The sequence below is a fragment of the Streptomyces sp. NPDC039424 genome (genome assembly GCF_055639495.1).
Window position 1 is genome coordinate 90180 of sequence record NZ_JBVKAI010000006.1, and the last position, 14743, is coordinate 104922.

At 70.8% G+C, this 14743-nt stretch carries 13 protein-coding genes; 10 read left to right on the plus strand and 3 right to left on the minus strand.

The window, feature by feature from the left end; genetic code table 11:
* Window positions 1–42: 42 nt before the first annotated feature.
* The 10 genes from ACZ7L0_RS17335 to ACZ7L0_RS17380 are packed head-to-tail and all read left to right on the plus strand — an operon-like array spanning window position 43 to window position 10465.
* Entirely contained in the window at window positions 43–1212 is a 1170-nt protein-coding gene (locus tag ACZ7L0_RS17335; RefSeq protein ID WP_471243303.1) for a hypothetical protein, read from the plus strand.
* Window positions 1209–1979 carry a WecB/TagA/CpsF family glycosyltransferase gene (locus ACZ7L0_RS17340; protein ID WP_471243304.1) on the plus strand — a complete coding sequence of 257 codons (771 nt, stop codon included), beginning with the start codon at window positions 1209–1211 and terminating at the stop codon, window positions 1977–1979. The genes ACZ7L0_RS17335 and ACZ7L0_RS17340 overlap by 4 nt, the downstream gene beginning before the upstream one ends.
* Window positions 1979–3238 carry a nucleotide sugar dehydrogenase gene (locus ACZ7L0_RS17345; protein WP_471243305.1) on the plus strand — a complete coding sequence of 420 codons (1260 nt, stop codon included), beginning with the start codon at window positions 1979–1981 and terminating at the stop codon, window positions 3236–3238. Before ACZ7L0_RS17340 ends, ACZ7L0_RS17345 begins: the two co-directional genes overlap by 1 nt.
* Before the next feature lie 3 nt (window positions 3239–3241).
* Window positions 3242–4390 carry a non-hydrolyzing UDP-N-acetylglucosamine 2-epimerase gene (wecB, locus tag ACZ7L0_RS17350; protein ID WP_471243306.1) on the plus strand — a complete coding sequence of 383 codons (1149 nt, stop codon included), beginning with the start codon at window positions 3242–3244 and terminating at the stop codon, window positions 4388–4390.
* A 51-nt stretch (window positions 4391–4441) separates the two neighbouring features.
* On the plus strand, window positions 4442–5302 hold the full coding sequence (locus tag ACZ7L0_RS17355; RefSeq protein WP_471243307.1) for a YveK family protein: 861 nt from the start codon (window positions 4442–4444) through the stop codon (window positions 5300–5302).
* Window positions 5265–6848, plus strand: coding sequence for an oligosaccharide flippase family protein (locus tag ACZ7L0_RS17360; protein ID WP_471243308.1), 1584 nt, complete (start codon window positions 5265–5267; stop codon window positions 6846–6848). Before ACZ7L0_RS17355 ends, ACZ7L0_RS17360 begins: the two co-directional genes overlap by 38 nt.
* Window positions 6849–6853: 5 nt before the next feature.
* A complete protein-coding gene (locus ACZ7L0_RS17365) occupies window positions 6854–7960 on the plus strand; it encodes a right-handed parallel beta-helix repeat-containing protein (RefSeq protein WP_471243309.1) in 1107 nt (368 codons plus the stop codon).
* Window positions 7957–8769 carry a glycosyltransferase family 2 protein gene (locus ACZ7L0_RS17370; protein ID WP_471243310.1) on the plus strand — a complete coding sequence of 271 codons (813 nt, stop codon included), beginning with the start codon at window positions 7957–7959 and terminating at the stop codon, window positions 8767–8769. Before ACZ7L0_RS17365 ends, ACZ7L0_RS17370 begins: the two co-directional genes overlap by 4 nt.
* Before the next feature lie 41 nt (window positions 8770–8810).
* On the plus strand, window positions 8811–9488 hold the full coding sequence (locus tag ACZ7L0_RS17375; RefSeq protein WP_471243311.1) for a class I SAM-dependent methyltransferase: 678 nt from the start codon (window positions 8811–8813) through the stop codon (window positions 9486–9488).
* Complete coding sequence (locus ACZ7L0_RS17380; protein WP_471243312.1) at window positions 9482–10465, plus strand: class I SAM-dependent methyltransferase; 984 nt, start codon at window positions 9482–9484, stop codon at window positions 10463–10465. Before ACZ7L0_RS17375 ends, ACZ7L0_RS17380 begins: the two co-directional genes overlap by 7 nt.
* A gap of 95 nt (window positions 10466–10560) precedes the next feature.
* On the opposite strand, the gene ACZ7L0_RS17385 is transcribed toward ACZ7L0_RS17380, so the two are convergent.
* From ACZ7L0_RS17385 to ACZ7L0_RS17395, 3 genes are all read right to left on the minus strand, one after another.
* A complete protein-coding gene (locus tag ACZ7L0_RS17385; RefSeq protein WP_471243313.1) occupies window positions 10561–11664 on the minus strand; it encodes an acyltransferase family protein in 1104 nt (367 codons plus the stop codon).
* Window positions 11665–11758: 94 nt separating this feature from the next.
* Window positions 11759–12658, minus strand: a complete 900-nt coding sequence (locus tag ACZ7L0_RS17390; RefSeq protein ID WP_471243314.1) for a glycosyltransferase family 2 protein — start codon at window positions 12656–12658, stop codon at window positions 11759–11761.
* Complete coding sequence (locus ACZ7L0_RS17395) at window positions 12655–14691, minus strand: O-antigen ligase family protein (protein ID WP_471243315.1); 2037 nt, start codon at window positions 14689–14691, stop codon at window positions 12655–12657. Before ACZ7L0_RS17395 ends, ACZ7L0_RS17390 begins: the two co-directional genes overlap by 4 nt.
* Between the last annotated feature and the right edge of the window lie 52 nt (window positions 14692–14743).

Sequence of the window (14743 nt, forward strand, 5' to 3'; positions counted from 1 at the left end):
GCGCACAAAGAGGACCCACAGGGGGGTTGGTGTGCCCAAACTATGATCACCACACGTTTGACGGCGCTCGGTCATGAGGACCCGCCGCTGCTCGCACTCGCCGGGCGACTCCTCGCGGTCGCCGAGTCGGGGCTGCCGGCGATGCTGCTCCCGGGCGGTGAGGCCTTCGCCTTCACCATGGCCGGGCAGAAGGACCCCGACGGCTCCTGGACCCTGGAGCGGCGCGGGATCAGCACCCGGTACGCGGCCATCACCGTGCTGGGCGCCCGCTACCTGACAGAGGACCGCCAGCGCGCGGTGCTCGGCGGGCGTACGGCCGAGGAGTTCGCGGGTCTGCTGGTCGAGTCGCTGCCAGCGGTGACCAACCTCGGGGACGCGGCGCTCATCGCCTGGGCCGCCGCCGAGACGGAGCACCCCAAACTGTCCGACGCCCTCGCGCGTATCGAGGCGCTGGACGTGCCGGACCGGCCGCAGTACACCGTCGAGGCCGCCTGGGTGCTGTCCGCCCTCGCTGCGGCTCGCGACACGGTCGATGTGGAGAGACGTTTCACCACGGCTCGCGACCGTCTGCTGCGGGCCCGGATCGGCAACAGTCCGCTGTTCCCGCACGCCACCGCACCCGGCCTGGTGCCCTGGTACCGGGCGCATGTCAGCTGCTTCGCCGACCAGACCTACCCGCTCCAGGCCCTCGCCCGCGCCCACGCCAGCGGCGACGGGGACGGCGATCCGGAGGCCCTGGCCGCCGCCGAGGCGTGCGCGGCACGCATCTGCGAGCTGCAGGGCGAGGGCGGGCAGTGGTGGTGGCACTACGACGCGCGCACCGGCGGCGTCGTGGAGGGCTACCCCGTCTACAGCGTCCATCAGCACGCCATGGCGCCGACCGCCCTGTTCGACCTCACCGACGCCGGCGGCACCGACTTCGGCGCGGCGATCCGCAAGGGCCTGCGCTGGATGAGGGACGTACCCGAACTGGCCGGCTCGGAGCACCAGGAGCCGATGATCCTCGACGACCTCGGCGCCACCTGGCGCAAGGTGTATCGGGGCGACCCGAAGAAGGCCGTACGCGCCGCCCGGGGCCTGTCCACCCGGGTCGCCCCGCGCCTGCGGCTGAAGTCCCTGGACCGGGTGTACCGCCCGCTGTCCGTGGACCGCGAATGCCGGCCGTACGAGTTCGGCTGGATGCTCCACGCCTGGCAGGGGGGCCGGATATGAGCGGGCGTCGGACGCTGTTCGGGGTCGAGCTGGACCCGCTGACCATGGACGAGACCGTGGCGCGTTGCCTGGACGCGGTGCGGGACGGCAGACAGCTGGAGATCGGCGTGGTCAACGCCGCGAAGCTGGTGAACATGCGGCGGGACGACCGGCTCGCCGAGGCCGTGTCCGGCTGCGATCTGGTCCTCGCGGACGGGCAGGCCGTGGTGTGGGCCGGGCGGGTGCTGCGCGCCCCGCTGCCGGAACGGGTGGCCGGAATCGACCTGTTCCTGCGGCTGCTGGCCGAGGCGGAGGCCTCGGGCATCTCCGTCTACTTCCTCGGCGCCAAGCAGGACGTGCTGGAGCGGATGCTGCTCCGAGTGGCCCACCGCTTCCCCGGCCTGAAGGTGGCCGGCAGCCGCAACGGCTACTTCGACGACTTTGAGCAGGAGGCGATCGCGGACGGCATCGCCCGAAGCGGCGCCCAGATGCTCTTCCTCGGCATGACCTCCCCCAAGAAGGAGATCTTCACCGCCGCCTGCGGAACCCGCACCGGCGCCCGCGTGGTGCACGGGGTCGGCGGCTCCTTCGACGTCCTGGCCGGGGTCACCAAACGAGCCCCGGAATCCTGGCAGCGCTGGGGCCTGGAGTGGCTCTACCGCGTGCTGCAGGAGCCGCGCCGCCTGGGCCGCCGCTACCTCACCACCAACGCCTCCTTCCTCCTCATGACCGCGCGCGAGCTGATCCGGCTCACCCCACCGACCGCTCCCGCGAACAGGAGTCACTGATGCGTGTCGTCGTGGTTGGACAGGGATACGTCGGCCTGCCGCTGGCCGTTCGCGCCGCCGAGGTCGGGCACGAGGTGATCGGTTACGACGTCGACGCCCGGCGGATCAAGAGCCTCGCCGCCGGTGAGTCCTTCGTCGAGGACGTCTCCTCCGAGCGGATCCGAGCGGCGCTGGACAACGGCACCTACCGCCCCAGCGAGTCGGCCCGCGCCTGCGGCGGTTTCGACGTCGCCGTGGTGACCGTCCCGACCCCGCTGTACGAGGGCACCCCCGACCTCCGCTACATCAAGGAGTCGGCGGCCACCCTTGCCCGCTACCTGCGCCCCGGGGCCACGGTCGTCCTGGAGTCGACCACCTATCCCGGCACCACCCAGGAGCTGTTCGCCCCGATTCTGGAGGAGGGCTCGGGCCTGACCGCGGGCTCGGACTTCCACCTGGGCTACAGCCCCGAGCGGATCGACCCGGGCAACACGGTGTGGGGCTTCCAGCAGACCCCGAAGGTCGTCTCCGGTGTCGACGAAGCCTCCCTCAGGGCCGTCCGGGACTTCTACGGGCAACTCGTCGACACCGTCGTGCCGGTGGCCTCGCCCAAGGAGGCCGAGCTCGCCAAGCTGCTGGAGAACACGTTCCGGCACGTCAACATCGCGCTGGTCAACGAGATCGCGATGTTCGCCCACCACCTGGACATCGACGTCTGGCAGGCCATCGATGCCGCCTCCACCAAGCCCTTCGGCTTCATGAAGTTCACACCCGGACCGGGCGTCGGCGGCCACTGCCTGCCGATCGACCCCTCGTACCTGTCCTGGCGGGTGCAGCGCGAACTCGGGCAGAGCTTCCGCTTCGTGGAGCTGGCCAACGACATCAACAACCACATGCCCGAGTACGTGACGCGCCGGATCAGCGACCTCTTCAACGACAGACGCCGATCCGTGAACGGCTCGCGGATCCTGCTGCTCGGTCTGGCGTACAAGAAGAACACCGGCGACGCCCGCGAGTCGCCCGCCCTGCGCATCTCCCAGCTGCTGCTCGACATGGGAGCCCAGGTCAGGGCGGCGGACCCGCACGTCGTCGAGAGCCTGCCCGCGGACACCCGGCTGGTGCGGGTCGAACCGACGCCTCAGGAGCTGGCGGACGCCGACGTGGTGGTCCTGCTCACCGACCACGACGGCTTCGACTACGAACTCGTCGCCGAACACGCCCGCTTCGTCCTGGACTGCCGCCGGCGGCTGTCGCCCGGACCCACAATCGAGGTGCTCTGAACCATGCGAGTCGTCTGTGTGGCCGGGGCACGCCCCAACTACATGAAGATCAAACCGGTGATGGACGCCCTGGAACGCCGGGGAGCCGAGGTGGTCCTCGTCCACACCGGCCAGCACTACGACCCGGCGATGAACGACGTGTTCTTCGCCGACCTCGGCATCCGTCCGCCCGACCGCTTCCTCGGGGTCGGCTCCGGCACCCACGCCGAGCAGACGGGCCGCGTGATGACCGCGTTCGAGCCGCTGCTCGACGAGGTCGGCCCGGACATCGTCGTCGTGGTCGGCGACATCAACTCCACGCTGGCCTGCGCCCTGGTCACCGCCAAGGCCGGACCGCTGCTGGCCCATGTCGAGGCCGGGCTGCGCAGCCGTGACTGGAGCATGCCGGAGGAGGTCAACCGGGTCGCCACCGACCGGGTCAGCGACTACCTGCTGGCCCCCTCGTCCGACGCCGCCCGGAACCTGCGCGCGGAGGGGTACCGGGAGGACCAGATCCATCTGGTCGGCAACGTCATGATCGACACGCTGCTGGTCAACCTGGAGCGGGCCCGGGCCTCGGACATCCTTCAGCGATACGGCCTGTCCCGTGGCGAGTTCGGCCTGGTCACCCTGCACCGGCCCGCCAACGTGGACGATCCGGAGGTCCTCACCGGACTGCTGAAGGCCCTGGGCGAGATCGCCGACCGCTGCCCGCTCGTCCTGCCCGTGCACCCGCGCGCGGCCGGACGGCTGGCCGAGATCGGCGTCCCCGGGGGCATCCGGCTCGTACCGCCCGCCGGATACCTGGACTTCATCGCCCTGCAGGACTCCGCCCGGGTCGTACTCACCGACTCCGGCGGTGTGCAGGAGGAGACCACCGCGCTGGGCGTGCCGTGCGTGACCCTGCGGGACAACACAGAGCGGCCCGTCACCGTCGAGCAGGGCACCAATGTGCTGGCCGGCCGGGATCCGGCGCGGATCGTGGCCACCGTCAACCAGGTGCTGGACGCTCCGCCCGCGCCGCGCCGGCCCGAGCTGTGGGACGGCCACGCGAGCGACCGTATCGCCGAGGTGCTGCTGGCGGGAGGCACCACGAGTACCCGCGCGAGACCGACCGACCTTCCGCGACCGGCCGACCATCCGCGACCTATGGACCGAACCCTCCCCATATGATCCGCTTGCAACATATGCTCGTCGAACGTCTGGTCGCGAGGGGGGACCGTCATGGATCTCGCTGAGATCTTCCGGGTCATGCGCAGGCGCTGGTACGTCCTGCTGCCGGGACTGCTGCTGACCGTCGGCCTGATCGTCGGCGTAACCCTGCTGGTTCCGGTCACGTACCAGTCGCAGAGCACGGTGGTTCTGCTGAACTCCCAGAAGGCCACACGGGCTTACGACGGCAATCCTTTCCTCAGCACCCAGACCTCGCTCACCGGGATGGCCGACAGTCTGGCCCGCAACCTCAACTCCGACGACTCGATCCGGGAGCTCAAGTCCCGTGGCGCCAAGGGAACGTTCGGGGCCAAGCTCGCCGACAACGCGCAGGGCCCGCTGATGTGGCTCACCGTCAACGGCACCGACAAGGCCTCCGTCCTGGCCTCGGACAAGATCCTGACCGCGTACGCCAAGGAGCGGCTGGACCAGTTCCAGAAGCAGCAGTCGGTCGCCCCGAAGGCCATGATCCGTATGACGACGATCGTGCCGCCGCAGAATCCGGTGGCGCAGACCAAGACGCGGCTCGAGTACATGGTCATGGCCGGGGCCTTGGGCCTGGTGCTCACCCTGGCCGGCGCCTTCTACGTGGAGGCGCGCAAGAGGTCGTCGCCCGCGCCCGGGCCGGAGGCCGAGCCCGCGGAGCCGGAGGAGGAGACGACCGCCCCCGTCCCCTCGACCGGGGAATCGGCCGTGGACGAGACGCTCGCCATCCGGCGGGCGCCGAGCTGGTCGCAGCCCGCCGTGGACGGTCCGGCCGCCGCAGAGACCGACGCGCCACGGCCCGCCATGGCCGTGGCGTCCGCCGCAGAGCCGCTCGACGAGGAGTCGACTCATGGACATCGCCCGCGCGCCGGACAGCGGGACCGGTGAGACGAGCGACGCGCCCGCTCCTCCCGCTCCCCCACCCCCCGACCCCGTGGTCCCGGCTGCTCCCTCCCTCGGCCGGAAGGTCCGTTCGGCGGCCCGGTGGAGCCTGATCAACACCGTCGTCCTGCGCCTGGGCAACTTCGCCACCGGCATCGTGCTGGCGCGTTTCGCCCTGGGCCCCGCGGAATGGGGCGTGTACGGCATCGCCCAGACCGTGCTGCTGGTCCTGCTGTCCGCGAACGAGCTGGGTGTGGGCCTGGCCATCGTGCGCTGGGAGGGGGACGCCCGACGGTTCGCGCCGACCGTGCTGACCCTCAGCACCCTCTCCAGCGGCCTGCTGTACGTGGCACTGTTCGCGGCGGCGCCGACGGTGGCGGGTCTGCTCGGCTCGCCGGACGCCGCGGGTGTCCTGCGGGTGATGTGCCTGTGCGTGGTGATCGACGGGGTGGCACAAGTGCCCGGCGGCTTCCTCACCCGCGAGTTCGCCCAGGGCAAGCGAATGGTCATCGACGGGCTCAACTTCGTGCTCGGCACCGCGGTGACGCTGCTGCTGGCCTTCGAGGGCTGGGGCGCGATGAGCTTCGCCTGCGGAGCCGTGGTGGGGAACGTCGTCACGCTGATCGGCTGCTCGCTGGCGGCACCGGGCACCCTGAGATACGGCTGGGACCGCGAGCAGGCCCGGGCGCTGCTGAGGTTCGGGCTGCCGCTGGCGGGGGCGAGCATGCTGGCCCTGGCGGTGGTCAACGTCGACACCATGGTGGTGGGCGCGACGCTGGGCAACGTGTCTCTGGGCTTCTACGTGCTCGCCTTCAACATCTCCGGCTGGCCGGTGCGCATCATCTCCGAGGCCGCCCGCCGGGTTTCCTTCGCCGGGTTCTCCCGCCTGGCCGCCTCGCCGCAAGCACTCGCCCAGGGCTTCAGCCGTGCCCTGGGCGTACTGATCACCGGTACCGTCCCGCTGTGCGTCCTGCTGGCCGGTCTCGCGGCGCCGGTCATCCGGCTGGTCTACGGCAGCCAGTGGACCCCCGCCGCCGCGGCGCTGCCCTGGCTGATGGCCCTCGGCCTGATCCGCATCGGCAGTGAACTCGCCTACGACTGCCTGGTCGCGGTCGGGCAGCGCCGGTCGCTCTTCCTGGTGCAGGGCCTGTGGCTGGTGGCCCTGATCCCGGTGCTCCTCCTCGCCGCCCACCTGAACGGCATCGTCGGAGTCTCCCAGGGCCATGTCCTGGTCGCCGGCGGCCTGGTGGTGCCCGTGTTCCTGATCGCCCTCGGTCGTGGCGGCATCGGTCTCGGCCGGATCGCCAGGGCCTGCGCGTGGCCCTTCCTCGGCGGGGCCGTGATGGCCGCGATCATCCTCGGCCTGCAAGGCCCGTTCGGCGACGGGCGGCTCGCACTTCTCGCCACCGGCGCGATCGCCCTGGCCGGGTACACGGTGTGCGTACTGCCCAGCCGCGACTTCCTGCGCGGCGTCGACCGCGGCGACCGGCCCCACCGCGGCCGACACCGGGCGTCCGCACCGGTCCGGCCCGCCCCACAGGACATGAGGTGAACCGGATGTCACGGCGTATCAGCCGGAGCTCACTCGCGTGGTTACTGCTGGCGGCCTTGCTGGCAGTCGCGGGCGCTGCCTGCTCCGGATCGGAGAAGTCCGCGTTGCCGGACTGCCCGGACGACGCAGCGAGCTGTCCGCCCAGTGCGTCCTCGGCGTCACCGAGCGCCGGTGGGTCCACCGCGGCCGGCGCGGCGACAGAGCGCCCCGCCGCCACGCCGTCCCCGGCGCAAAAGCCCACCGCGACGGCCGGGGCGAGCGGTGCCTCCGACACCCCCGCGGCCAAACCCGCGTGCGCCTCTCCCGGCGCCTGCGGCTTTCCCGACGCCCGCACCACCGGCCCCCGCATCCCCCTCAAGCCCCACAAGACCGGGTACCGGGCCGTCCGTACCAACGGGCTCGTCATCCGGGGCCAGGACATCACCGGCTCGCTCGACATCTACGCGAACGACGTCACCGTCATCGACACGAAGATCACCTCGGACAACTGGTGGGGCATCAACCTGCGCCCCGGCTACCACGGCCTGCGGGTCCTGCACTCCACCATCACCGCCGTGCCCGGCAAGGGGCCCGACAACGGCGGCGTGGACTACGCGGTGTCGAACATGGGGACCAGCGCCATCGAGGTCGGCTGGTGCGACGTCTCGGTGTTCGGTGACGCCCTGGCCATGGGGCAGGGCAACCTGCACGACAACTACGTCCACGACCTCGCCCCGTTCATCAACCAGGGCGGCGAGTGGCAGCACACCAACGCGGTGATCAGCAGCGGCGGCAACACCGGCCACCTGATCATCCGCCACAACACCCTGCTGAACCCGACCGGCCTCAAGCAGGGAGCCTCGGGCAGCATCGGCCTGTTCGCGGACACCGGAGTGGTCCGCAACGTCACCGTCGACGACAACTGGATAGCCGGCGGCGCGTACGCCCTCTACGGCGGTGACACGGGCGCCACCGGGATCAAGGTCACGAACAACGTCTTCTCGACGGAGTACCACCCCGCCTCCGGCGGCTACGGCACCGTCGCCCACTGGAACGCGGGCGGCGCCGGAAACGTATGGCGGAACAACCGGATGTCCGACGGCCGCCCGATCCAGCCGGAGCCTTCCTCGTGAGCGCCGTCATCAAGCACCGTGTCGCCCGGGCGCCCTGGACGCTGCTCAAGGCGTTGTTCGGCTGGCTGGTGCTCTTCGAGGCCAGGAACAAGGTCCTGCTGGCCCCCACCGCGGTGCGGTTGCGGCGGATCGAGGACGCCGAGACCCGACGGCTGGCCGCCGGCCTGTCGTCGCCGCCCTCGGCGCTGGTCGCCACGGTGATCGCCACCCACCGACGTCCCGAGGCGCTGCGGGCCGCGGTGCGCTCGGCCCTGGACCAGACCGTTCGCGATCAGGTCGTCATCGTGGTCGACGACGGCGCCGGACTACCCGAACTCCCCGACGACCCACGCCTGTTCGCCGTCTCGCTGGCACGCAACACCGGTGTGGCGGGCGTCGTGCGCAACGTGGGCATCCGCCTCACCCGCTCGCGGTACGTGGCGTTCCTGGACGACGACAACCTGTGGGAACCGGACCATCTGGAACGGGCGTTGGCGGTGCTGGAGGCCCCCGGCGGGCCCGACGGCGTCTACACGGCGCTGCGCCGCGTCCTGCCCGACGGAAGCGAGAAGGACGTCCTGTCGGTGCCCTACGACCGGCGCCGGGCCGCCCGCGAGTCCTTCCTGGACACCAACGCCTTCGTCGCCGTCCGCAACCGCTCCCTGCACTTCAGCCGTCTGCGCCGGACACCGGAGGTGCTGCCCCGGGAGGACTGGGAGCTGATCCGCCGGTACGGACGCAGGCACCGGGTGCGCCATGTGCCGCACCCCACCGTCCGGTACCTGATGAACCCGGCCAGCTTCTACACGCAATGGCGACAGTCCAGTTGAGGCTTGCCCCTCTTCCGCTCCGATCACAGGTGGTTGATCCCATGCCCCGCTCCCGAGCCCTCAGAAACAGATTCGTCGACGCACCCGGCTCGCTGGGCGAACGACTCCGCATCGCCCGCTGGGAGCGGTTCAGGCGCTGCTTCCCCGGCATCGAGAACATGAGCGTCGTGGACCTGGGCGGGACGGCCGAGATGTGGCTGCGCGCACCGGTGCGCGCCAAACACGTCCACCTGATCAACCTGGAGGATCACCCCGCCGAACTGCCCGACTGGATCACCGCGGAGAACGCCGACGTCACCGACCCGGCGATCGCCGCCGAACTGAGTGCCCACGGCGGCTACGACCTGGTGTTCTCCAACTCCACCATCGAGCACGTGGGCGGCCACAGCCAGCGGCGGAAGTTCGTCGCCGCCGTCGAGCGTCTGGCGCCGCTGCACTGGATCCAGACGCCGTACCGCTACTTCCCCGTCGAGCCGCACTTCGTGGCGCCCGGCTTCCAGTTCCTGCCGCTGACCGCCAGGGCACGTCTGGTACGGCACTGGCCGCTCGTCCACAGCCGCCCCGACAGCCCGGAGTCGGCGATGAACGCCGTGATCAACATCGAGCTGCTGACCCGCGCCGAGATGCGCTACCTGTTCCCCCGGTCGGCTCTGCTCAGCGAGCGGGTGCTCGGTGCCCCTAAGTCGCTCATAGCCGTGAGAACGGAGCCCGCATGCTGAACAACCTGGTCAACAGACATGACGCGGACCGGCTGCTGCGCAAGGTGCGCAAGCTGGACCTCGACCCGGTGCTGGCCAAGCTGCGGGTGCGCGGCGGCGCCCGGGTGGTCCAGCACTGGTCCCAGGTGGACCCGTCGCTGACCGAGTGGTGGGCGATACCGGCGGTCATCGAGCGGTGGAACCTGCTGATGACCGGCGACGCGGAGACGTCCTTTCCCGAGTACGTGGCCGCCAAGCACTTCGCGCCGCGCACCGATCTGCGCGGCCTGTCGCTCGGGTGCGGCACCGGCGGGAACGAGCTGCTCTGGGCCAGGACCGGCGCGTTCTCCCTCCTGGAGGGGGTGGACGTGGCGCAGCAGCGGATCGACTTCGCCACCCGCGCCGCCGCCGAGAAGGGCCTCGCCGACGTCCTGCGCTTCCGGATCACCGACGTCAACCGGATGACCGCCGACGGGGAACGCTTCGACGTCCTGCTGGGCCTGCAGTCGCTGCACCACTTCGACAACCTCGACGAGACCCTGCCGCGGCTGTCCCGGCTGATCCAGCCCGGCGGGACGTTCGTGATCGACGAGTTCGTCGGCCCCACCCGGTTCCAGTGGACCGACCAGCAACTGGACGCGGCGAACGCCCTGCTGGCACAGCTCCCCGAGGAGCGGCGGCGGCTGGCCGACGGCCGGATCAAGCGGCGTGTCGTACGGCCCAGCAGGCTGTCGATGGTGCTGGACGACCCCTCGGAGGCGGTCGACGCGGCGGCGCTGCTGCCGGGCCTGCGGCGCCATTTCGAGGTCGTCGAGGAACGGCCGTACGGGGGCACGGTGTTGCACATCGCGTTCTCGGGGATCGCGCACAACTTCCGTGACCAGGAGCCGGAGACGCTGGCGCTGCTTGACCGCTGCTTCGCCGCGGAGGACGCGGCTCTGCCGGAGGTGGGGCACGACTTCATCGCGATGGTGTGCCGGCCGCGGAGTGCGGGCTAGTACTCCATGGGGGCGCTGGTTGGAGTCCGCACAGCCTGACGTCTCGGACCAGCCCCGCCCGGGAGGTGAGTTCCTCGGGACGGGGCTGCGCTATGTCAAGGGCGCGTTCTCCGGCGTCCGAGTCGCCGCATCGCAGGCACCTCGACGAACCGGTGCATGAGCCCCGCCAGGGCCACTGAGAGAGCGAGCGCTCCGACGGTGAGAGCCCATGCCTTCGCCGGTGCCGACCCTTGAGCGTCGAGCGCCCGCATCAGGTCCACGATCACCGACTGATGGATCAGGTAGAAGGCGAAGGAGACCTCCCCCAGCCACACCGCGGACCGGCTCCGCCACACGCTCCGCTTCCCCTCGGCGTCGGCGACGGCCACGGCAGGGATGAGCAACGCGAACGGGATCACGGTGACGGCCGACGTTTCCGCGTCCGGCGGGAAGTACGGCGTCACGGCATACGCGACGACGAGAAGTACGGCGACGGACCACACGGGAATACGCGGCCAGCGCCCGCTCTTCACGACCAGCGCCATCAGAATGCCGAGCACGAACTCCAGCAGGCGGACCGGCGGGAAGATGTAGACGAACCAGTAGTGCCGCTCCGCGGGCAGGGGCGTCGCCAGCACGGGCACCGCGAACACGGCGGCCACGCACGCAGCAGCGCTCGCCCACAGCCTCTCCGGACGGATGCGGCTCAACACGGGCAGCAGCGCCGGGAAGAGGGCGTAGAAGAACGCCTCACACGCGAGCGACCAACTCACTGAGTTCGCGCCGAAGTAGACGCCCGGGTCCGGCCACCACGCCTGAACGAGCCCCAGGTTCGCGGCTCCGACGAGGAACCCGACGGCGTGGCCGGTCGCGTACAGCCCGACGACGGATATGACGAAGGCTACGACGTAGTTCGGGTAGATCTTCGCCGCTCGACGCCGCCAGAAGGCGCGAGCGGTGTCTCCTGGCCGTGCTGACCACGTCAGGACGAAGCCACTGAGGACGAAGAAGAACGAGACGCCTACGGCGCCGGCCCCCGCCGTGCGAGCGAACGCGTGCTGCGTCGACGAGGGGGCCAACAGCCCCGATATCGAGATGTGGAAGCAGAAGACGAGGAACGCGGCGACGAACCGGAGCCCCGTCAGCGAGGGGAGCCTCGATCCGTCGGCCTGCGTTCGGGCGGGCCTGTCTGATCTGTCGGTGACCTCAACTGCACCCATGAACCCCCCTAAATGCCTTACAAGCGAACAGAGTGGCGAGTGATGGCGCCGTGGCGTGGCAGAACAGCAGGTCGCCGCCGAACCGGGTTCGCGGTCACGGCCCCGGCGTGGCGCGCAGGGCGCCCGGTCGGGCGAGGGCGGCGGCGGCCGCTCGGCCGGCCGGGCGGCCCAGGGCGGCGCGGGAGGTCTCGCGGAGCAGGACGGCGGCGCGGAAGGCGGCCGTGGCGAGAGCGCCGTGCCGGCGCCGGTACAGACGGACGCGGTTGAGGGTGAGGAGAGTCCACAGCCGGGGCGACACCTGGGAGTCGCCGCCCAGGTGAACGGCCTCGGCCGTCGGCTCCAGCTGCGTGACGTATCCCCGGTCCCGCGCACGCAGGCAGTACTCGGTCTCCTCCGAGTAGAGGAAGAAGGACTCGTCCCACGGACCGCAGGCGGCCAGGCAGTCCCCCGAGACGGCCATGAGCGCGCCGGTCGCCCAGTCCGCGCGCGTGGGCCGCTGATACGCGGCGGGGTCGGTGACGAGCTCGCTCAGGCGCGGGAAGCGCCCGGCCCGGGTGTTGCCGATGACGGCCTCGCCGAGCGCCCGGAGGACGCTCGACTCGCGGCGCAGCGAGAAGTGGGGCCGGTCCCTGCCTTCTTCGTACAGGAGGGGTACCGCGATCCCGACTCCGTCCCCGAGGCTGCCGACGAGACGTTTGGCGCAGCCCTGCCGCATCCGGATGTCGGGGTTGCAGATGAGAGCGGCCTCGTACGCGCCGGCCGCACGCAGCGCGGCGTTGATCCCGGCCGCGTACCCGGCGTTGCGGCCGGTCTGGACGACCGTGGCGTCCGGGGCCAGCGCCCGGAGCGCCTCGACGGTGTCGTCTGCGGAGTCGTTGTCGGCGACGACGAGCCGGTAGTCGAGACCGGCCATGCCATCGGGAAGTGCGGCGAGGAACCCGGGGAGCACCGAGGCGCTGTTCCAGGTGACGACGATGACGGCGACGGGACTCATCGGGACTCCGCGAGTTGGGGGAGCTTGGCTTCGGATGCTTCGGGCGCCGCTTCCCAGGTCGCGGGGACGGCGGCGTCCGCCGCCTCGCGGCGGATGAAGCCGAGGTAGCTGCCGCCTGCGCCCAGGGTCAGGAAGAACATCCCGGCGTACATGGGGAAGCTGAGCGCGTCGAAGGTGGCGCTGATGACCAGGGCGACCAGGGCCGAGGCGAGGAAGGCCTGCCCGAGCTCCCGGTCGGATTCGGTGCGGGCGAGCCGGCGGATGGCGCCGCCTTGGTGGATCCCGGTGACGAACAGGACGAGCAGCGCGAGCAGCCCCAGGGCGCCCGTCTCGGCCAGGGTGAGCATGTACTGGTTGTCCGTGAAGAAGTACAGGTCGGGGGTGAAGGTGCCGAATCCCCGTCCGGACCAGGGGCGTTCACTGAGGTAGGGGACGATCGCGCTGTACTTCACGGTGCGCGCCTGGGTGCTGCTGTCGGAGTTGGACATGAAGCTGGCGAACAGGTTGGTGATGGTTCCGATCAGCCCCGGGATGATCACCTTGAAGCCGGCCACCGAACCCAGGATCAGTCCGATCGCGGCCCAGCGCCGCTGCGGCTTCCAGCGGGGCACCATCACCAGGATCGCGATGAAGGCGCCGATGATGGACGTCCGGGACACCGTCAGTGGAAGGGCACCCGCCATGATCGCCACCGGGGCCCAGCGGCGCAGCGCGCCGGCGTGCCGGCGCACCGGGTCGAACGCCTGATGGACGGCGAAGGGAACCAGGATGGCGATCATCCCCCCGAACTCCAGCGGATGGGCGGTGGTGGAGCGTGGCCGGGTGAACGAGCCGCGGTCCATGGCGCTGATCTGGGCGGTGCTCGACTGCAGGCCGGGGATGTGGATGGAGTCGGCGATGTTGGTCGCGGCGAAGAAGTCGTAGTAGCCGATCAGGGCGACCACCGTGCCCAGGACGACGAGCCGGCGCATCAGGGTCTCCAGCCGGCTGCGCTCCTGGATGCCGGCCGAGGAGAGCACGACGAGCGCCACCCACACCCCGAGCCCGATGAGTCCCCGGTCGGCCCCGAGGACCTCCTCGTGGGAGCTTTCGCGGGTCGCGTCCGCGAGGTAGGACAGCAGCACCGCCGCGGCGAGCACGCACATCGCCACGCGCGGCAGCCTGGTGCCCTCGGCCGGCAGGATGCGGAGGCCGAGCCAGGTCGCGAGGTACCACAGAAGTCCCAGCAGGGCGAAGACGTTGGCCGGGGTGCCGACACCCCCCAGCGCGGGCAGGGTGAGGTTCGACGGGACGAAGAAGGCCAGCACCAGATAGCCGGTGAGGATCGTCGTGGCGTCCAGCCTGCGCACCAGCAGGCCCCTGGGCCGCTCAGGGGGCCGGGCGCGATGGCGCCGAGGCACGTATCCGGCCAGGGCGCGTCCCCGGCGGCGGACCACCGCGACGCCCTCGGCCAGGATGGACAGCAGGAACGCGCAGACCATCCCGACGATGAGGACCGCCGCGATGCCCTGGTACCGGCTCTTCGACTGCGAGACCGGGGTCTGCGGAAGGACGACCGGCGCGGTCTGCACCGCGTACACCGCAGGCACCTTGGAGGCGGCCTGCAGGGCTTTCAGCTGCTCCCCGGTGAACTTGGTGAGGGTGGTGGTCTCCCGGAGCACCTTCGCCCGGTCGGTTCCGGTGACGCTCAGGGTGAGCAGCGGGCTGTCCGCCTGCGGTGTGAAACCGACCGTGTACTGGTCCGTGACGCCGCGGGAGTGCAGTTCATTGGCCGAGTCGCCGGACTGGAGCGTCCTGATCAGTACGTCGGCCGTGACGACCAGCGAACCGCCCGCGTTCGACAGGGGGTTGCCGAAGGTCGGCGCCAGTTCGGCGATCGCCGTGGAGTCGAGCAGCGTGACGGAGCTGTGCGACTCGTAGGACACCGGGATGGTGCGGTACAGATATCCGCCCGCGAGCAGACTGAGCAGGGTGAGGGGCACCATGAAATACCAACGCCTGCGCATGATCGCCAAGATGTCGGCGAGGCTCATGAGAACTCCCTTCTGGTGGCGGCTCGTCCCGGCGCCTGCGAGGATCGGTGGC

What these genes read in the sequence shown, in the direction of transcription:
- ACZ7L0_RS17335 (WP_471243303.1), top strand. Translation starts at nt 43, where the DNA reads ATGATCACCACACGTTTGACGGCGCTCGGTCATGAGGACCCGCCGCTG.
- ACZ7L0_RS17340 (WP_471243304.1), top strand. Translation starts at nt 1,209, where the DNA reads ATGAGCGGGCGTCGGACGCTGTTCGGGGTCGAGCTGGACCCGCTGACC.
- ACZ7L0_RS17345 (WP_471243305.1), top strand. Translation starts at nt 1,979, where the DNA reads ATGCGTGTCGTCGTGGTTGGACAGGGATACGTCGGCCTGCCGCTGGCC.
- wecB (WP_471243306.1), top strand. Translation starts at nt 3,242, where the DNA reads ATGCGAGTCGTCTGTGTGGCCGGGGCACGCCCCAACTACATGAAGATC.
- ACZ7L0_RS17355 (WP_471243307.1), top strand. Translation starts at nt 4,442, where the DNA reads ATGGATCTCGCTGAGATCTTCCGGGTCATGCGCAGGCGCTGGTACGTC.
- ACZ7L0_RS17360 (WP_471243308.1), top strand. Translation starts at nt 5,265, where the DNA reads ATGGACATCGCCCGCGCGCCGGACAGCGGGACCGGTGAGACGAGCGAC.
- ACZ7L0_RS17365 (WP_471243309.1), top strand. Translation starts at nt 6,854, where the DNA reads ATGTCACGGCGTATCAGCCGGAGCTCACTCGCGTGGTTACTGCTGGCG.
- ACZ7L0_RS17375 (WP_471243311.1), top strand. Translation starts at nt 8,811, where the DNA reads ATGCCCCGCTCCCGAGCCCTCAGAAACAGATTCGTCGACGCACCCGGC.
- ACZ7L0_RS17380 (WP_471243312.1), top strand. Translation starts at nt 9,482, where the DNA reads ATGCTGAACAACCTGGTCAACAGACATGACGCGGACCGGCTGCTGCGC.
- ACZ7L0_RS17385 (WP_471243313.1), bottom strand. Translation starts at nt 11,664, where the DNA reads ATGGGTGCAGTTGAGGTCACCGACAGATCAGACAGGCCCGCCCGAACG.
- ACZ7L0_RS17390 (WP_471243314.1), bottom strand. Translation starts at nt 12,658, where the DNA reads ATGAGTCCCGTCGCCGTCATCGTCGTCACCTGGAACAGCGCCTCGGTG.
- ACZ7L0_RS17395 (WP_471243315.1), bottom strand. Translation starts at nt 14,691, where the DNA reads ATGAGCCTCGCCGACATCTTGGCGATCATGCGCAGGCGTTGGTATTTC.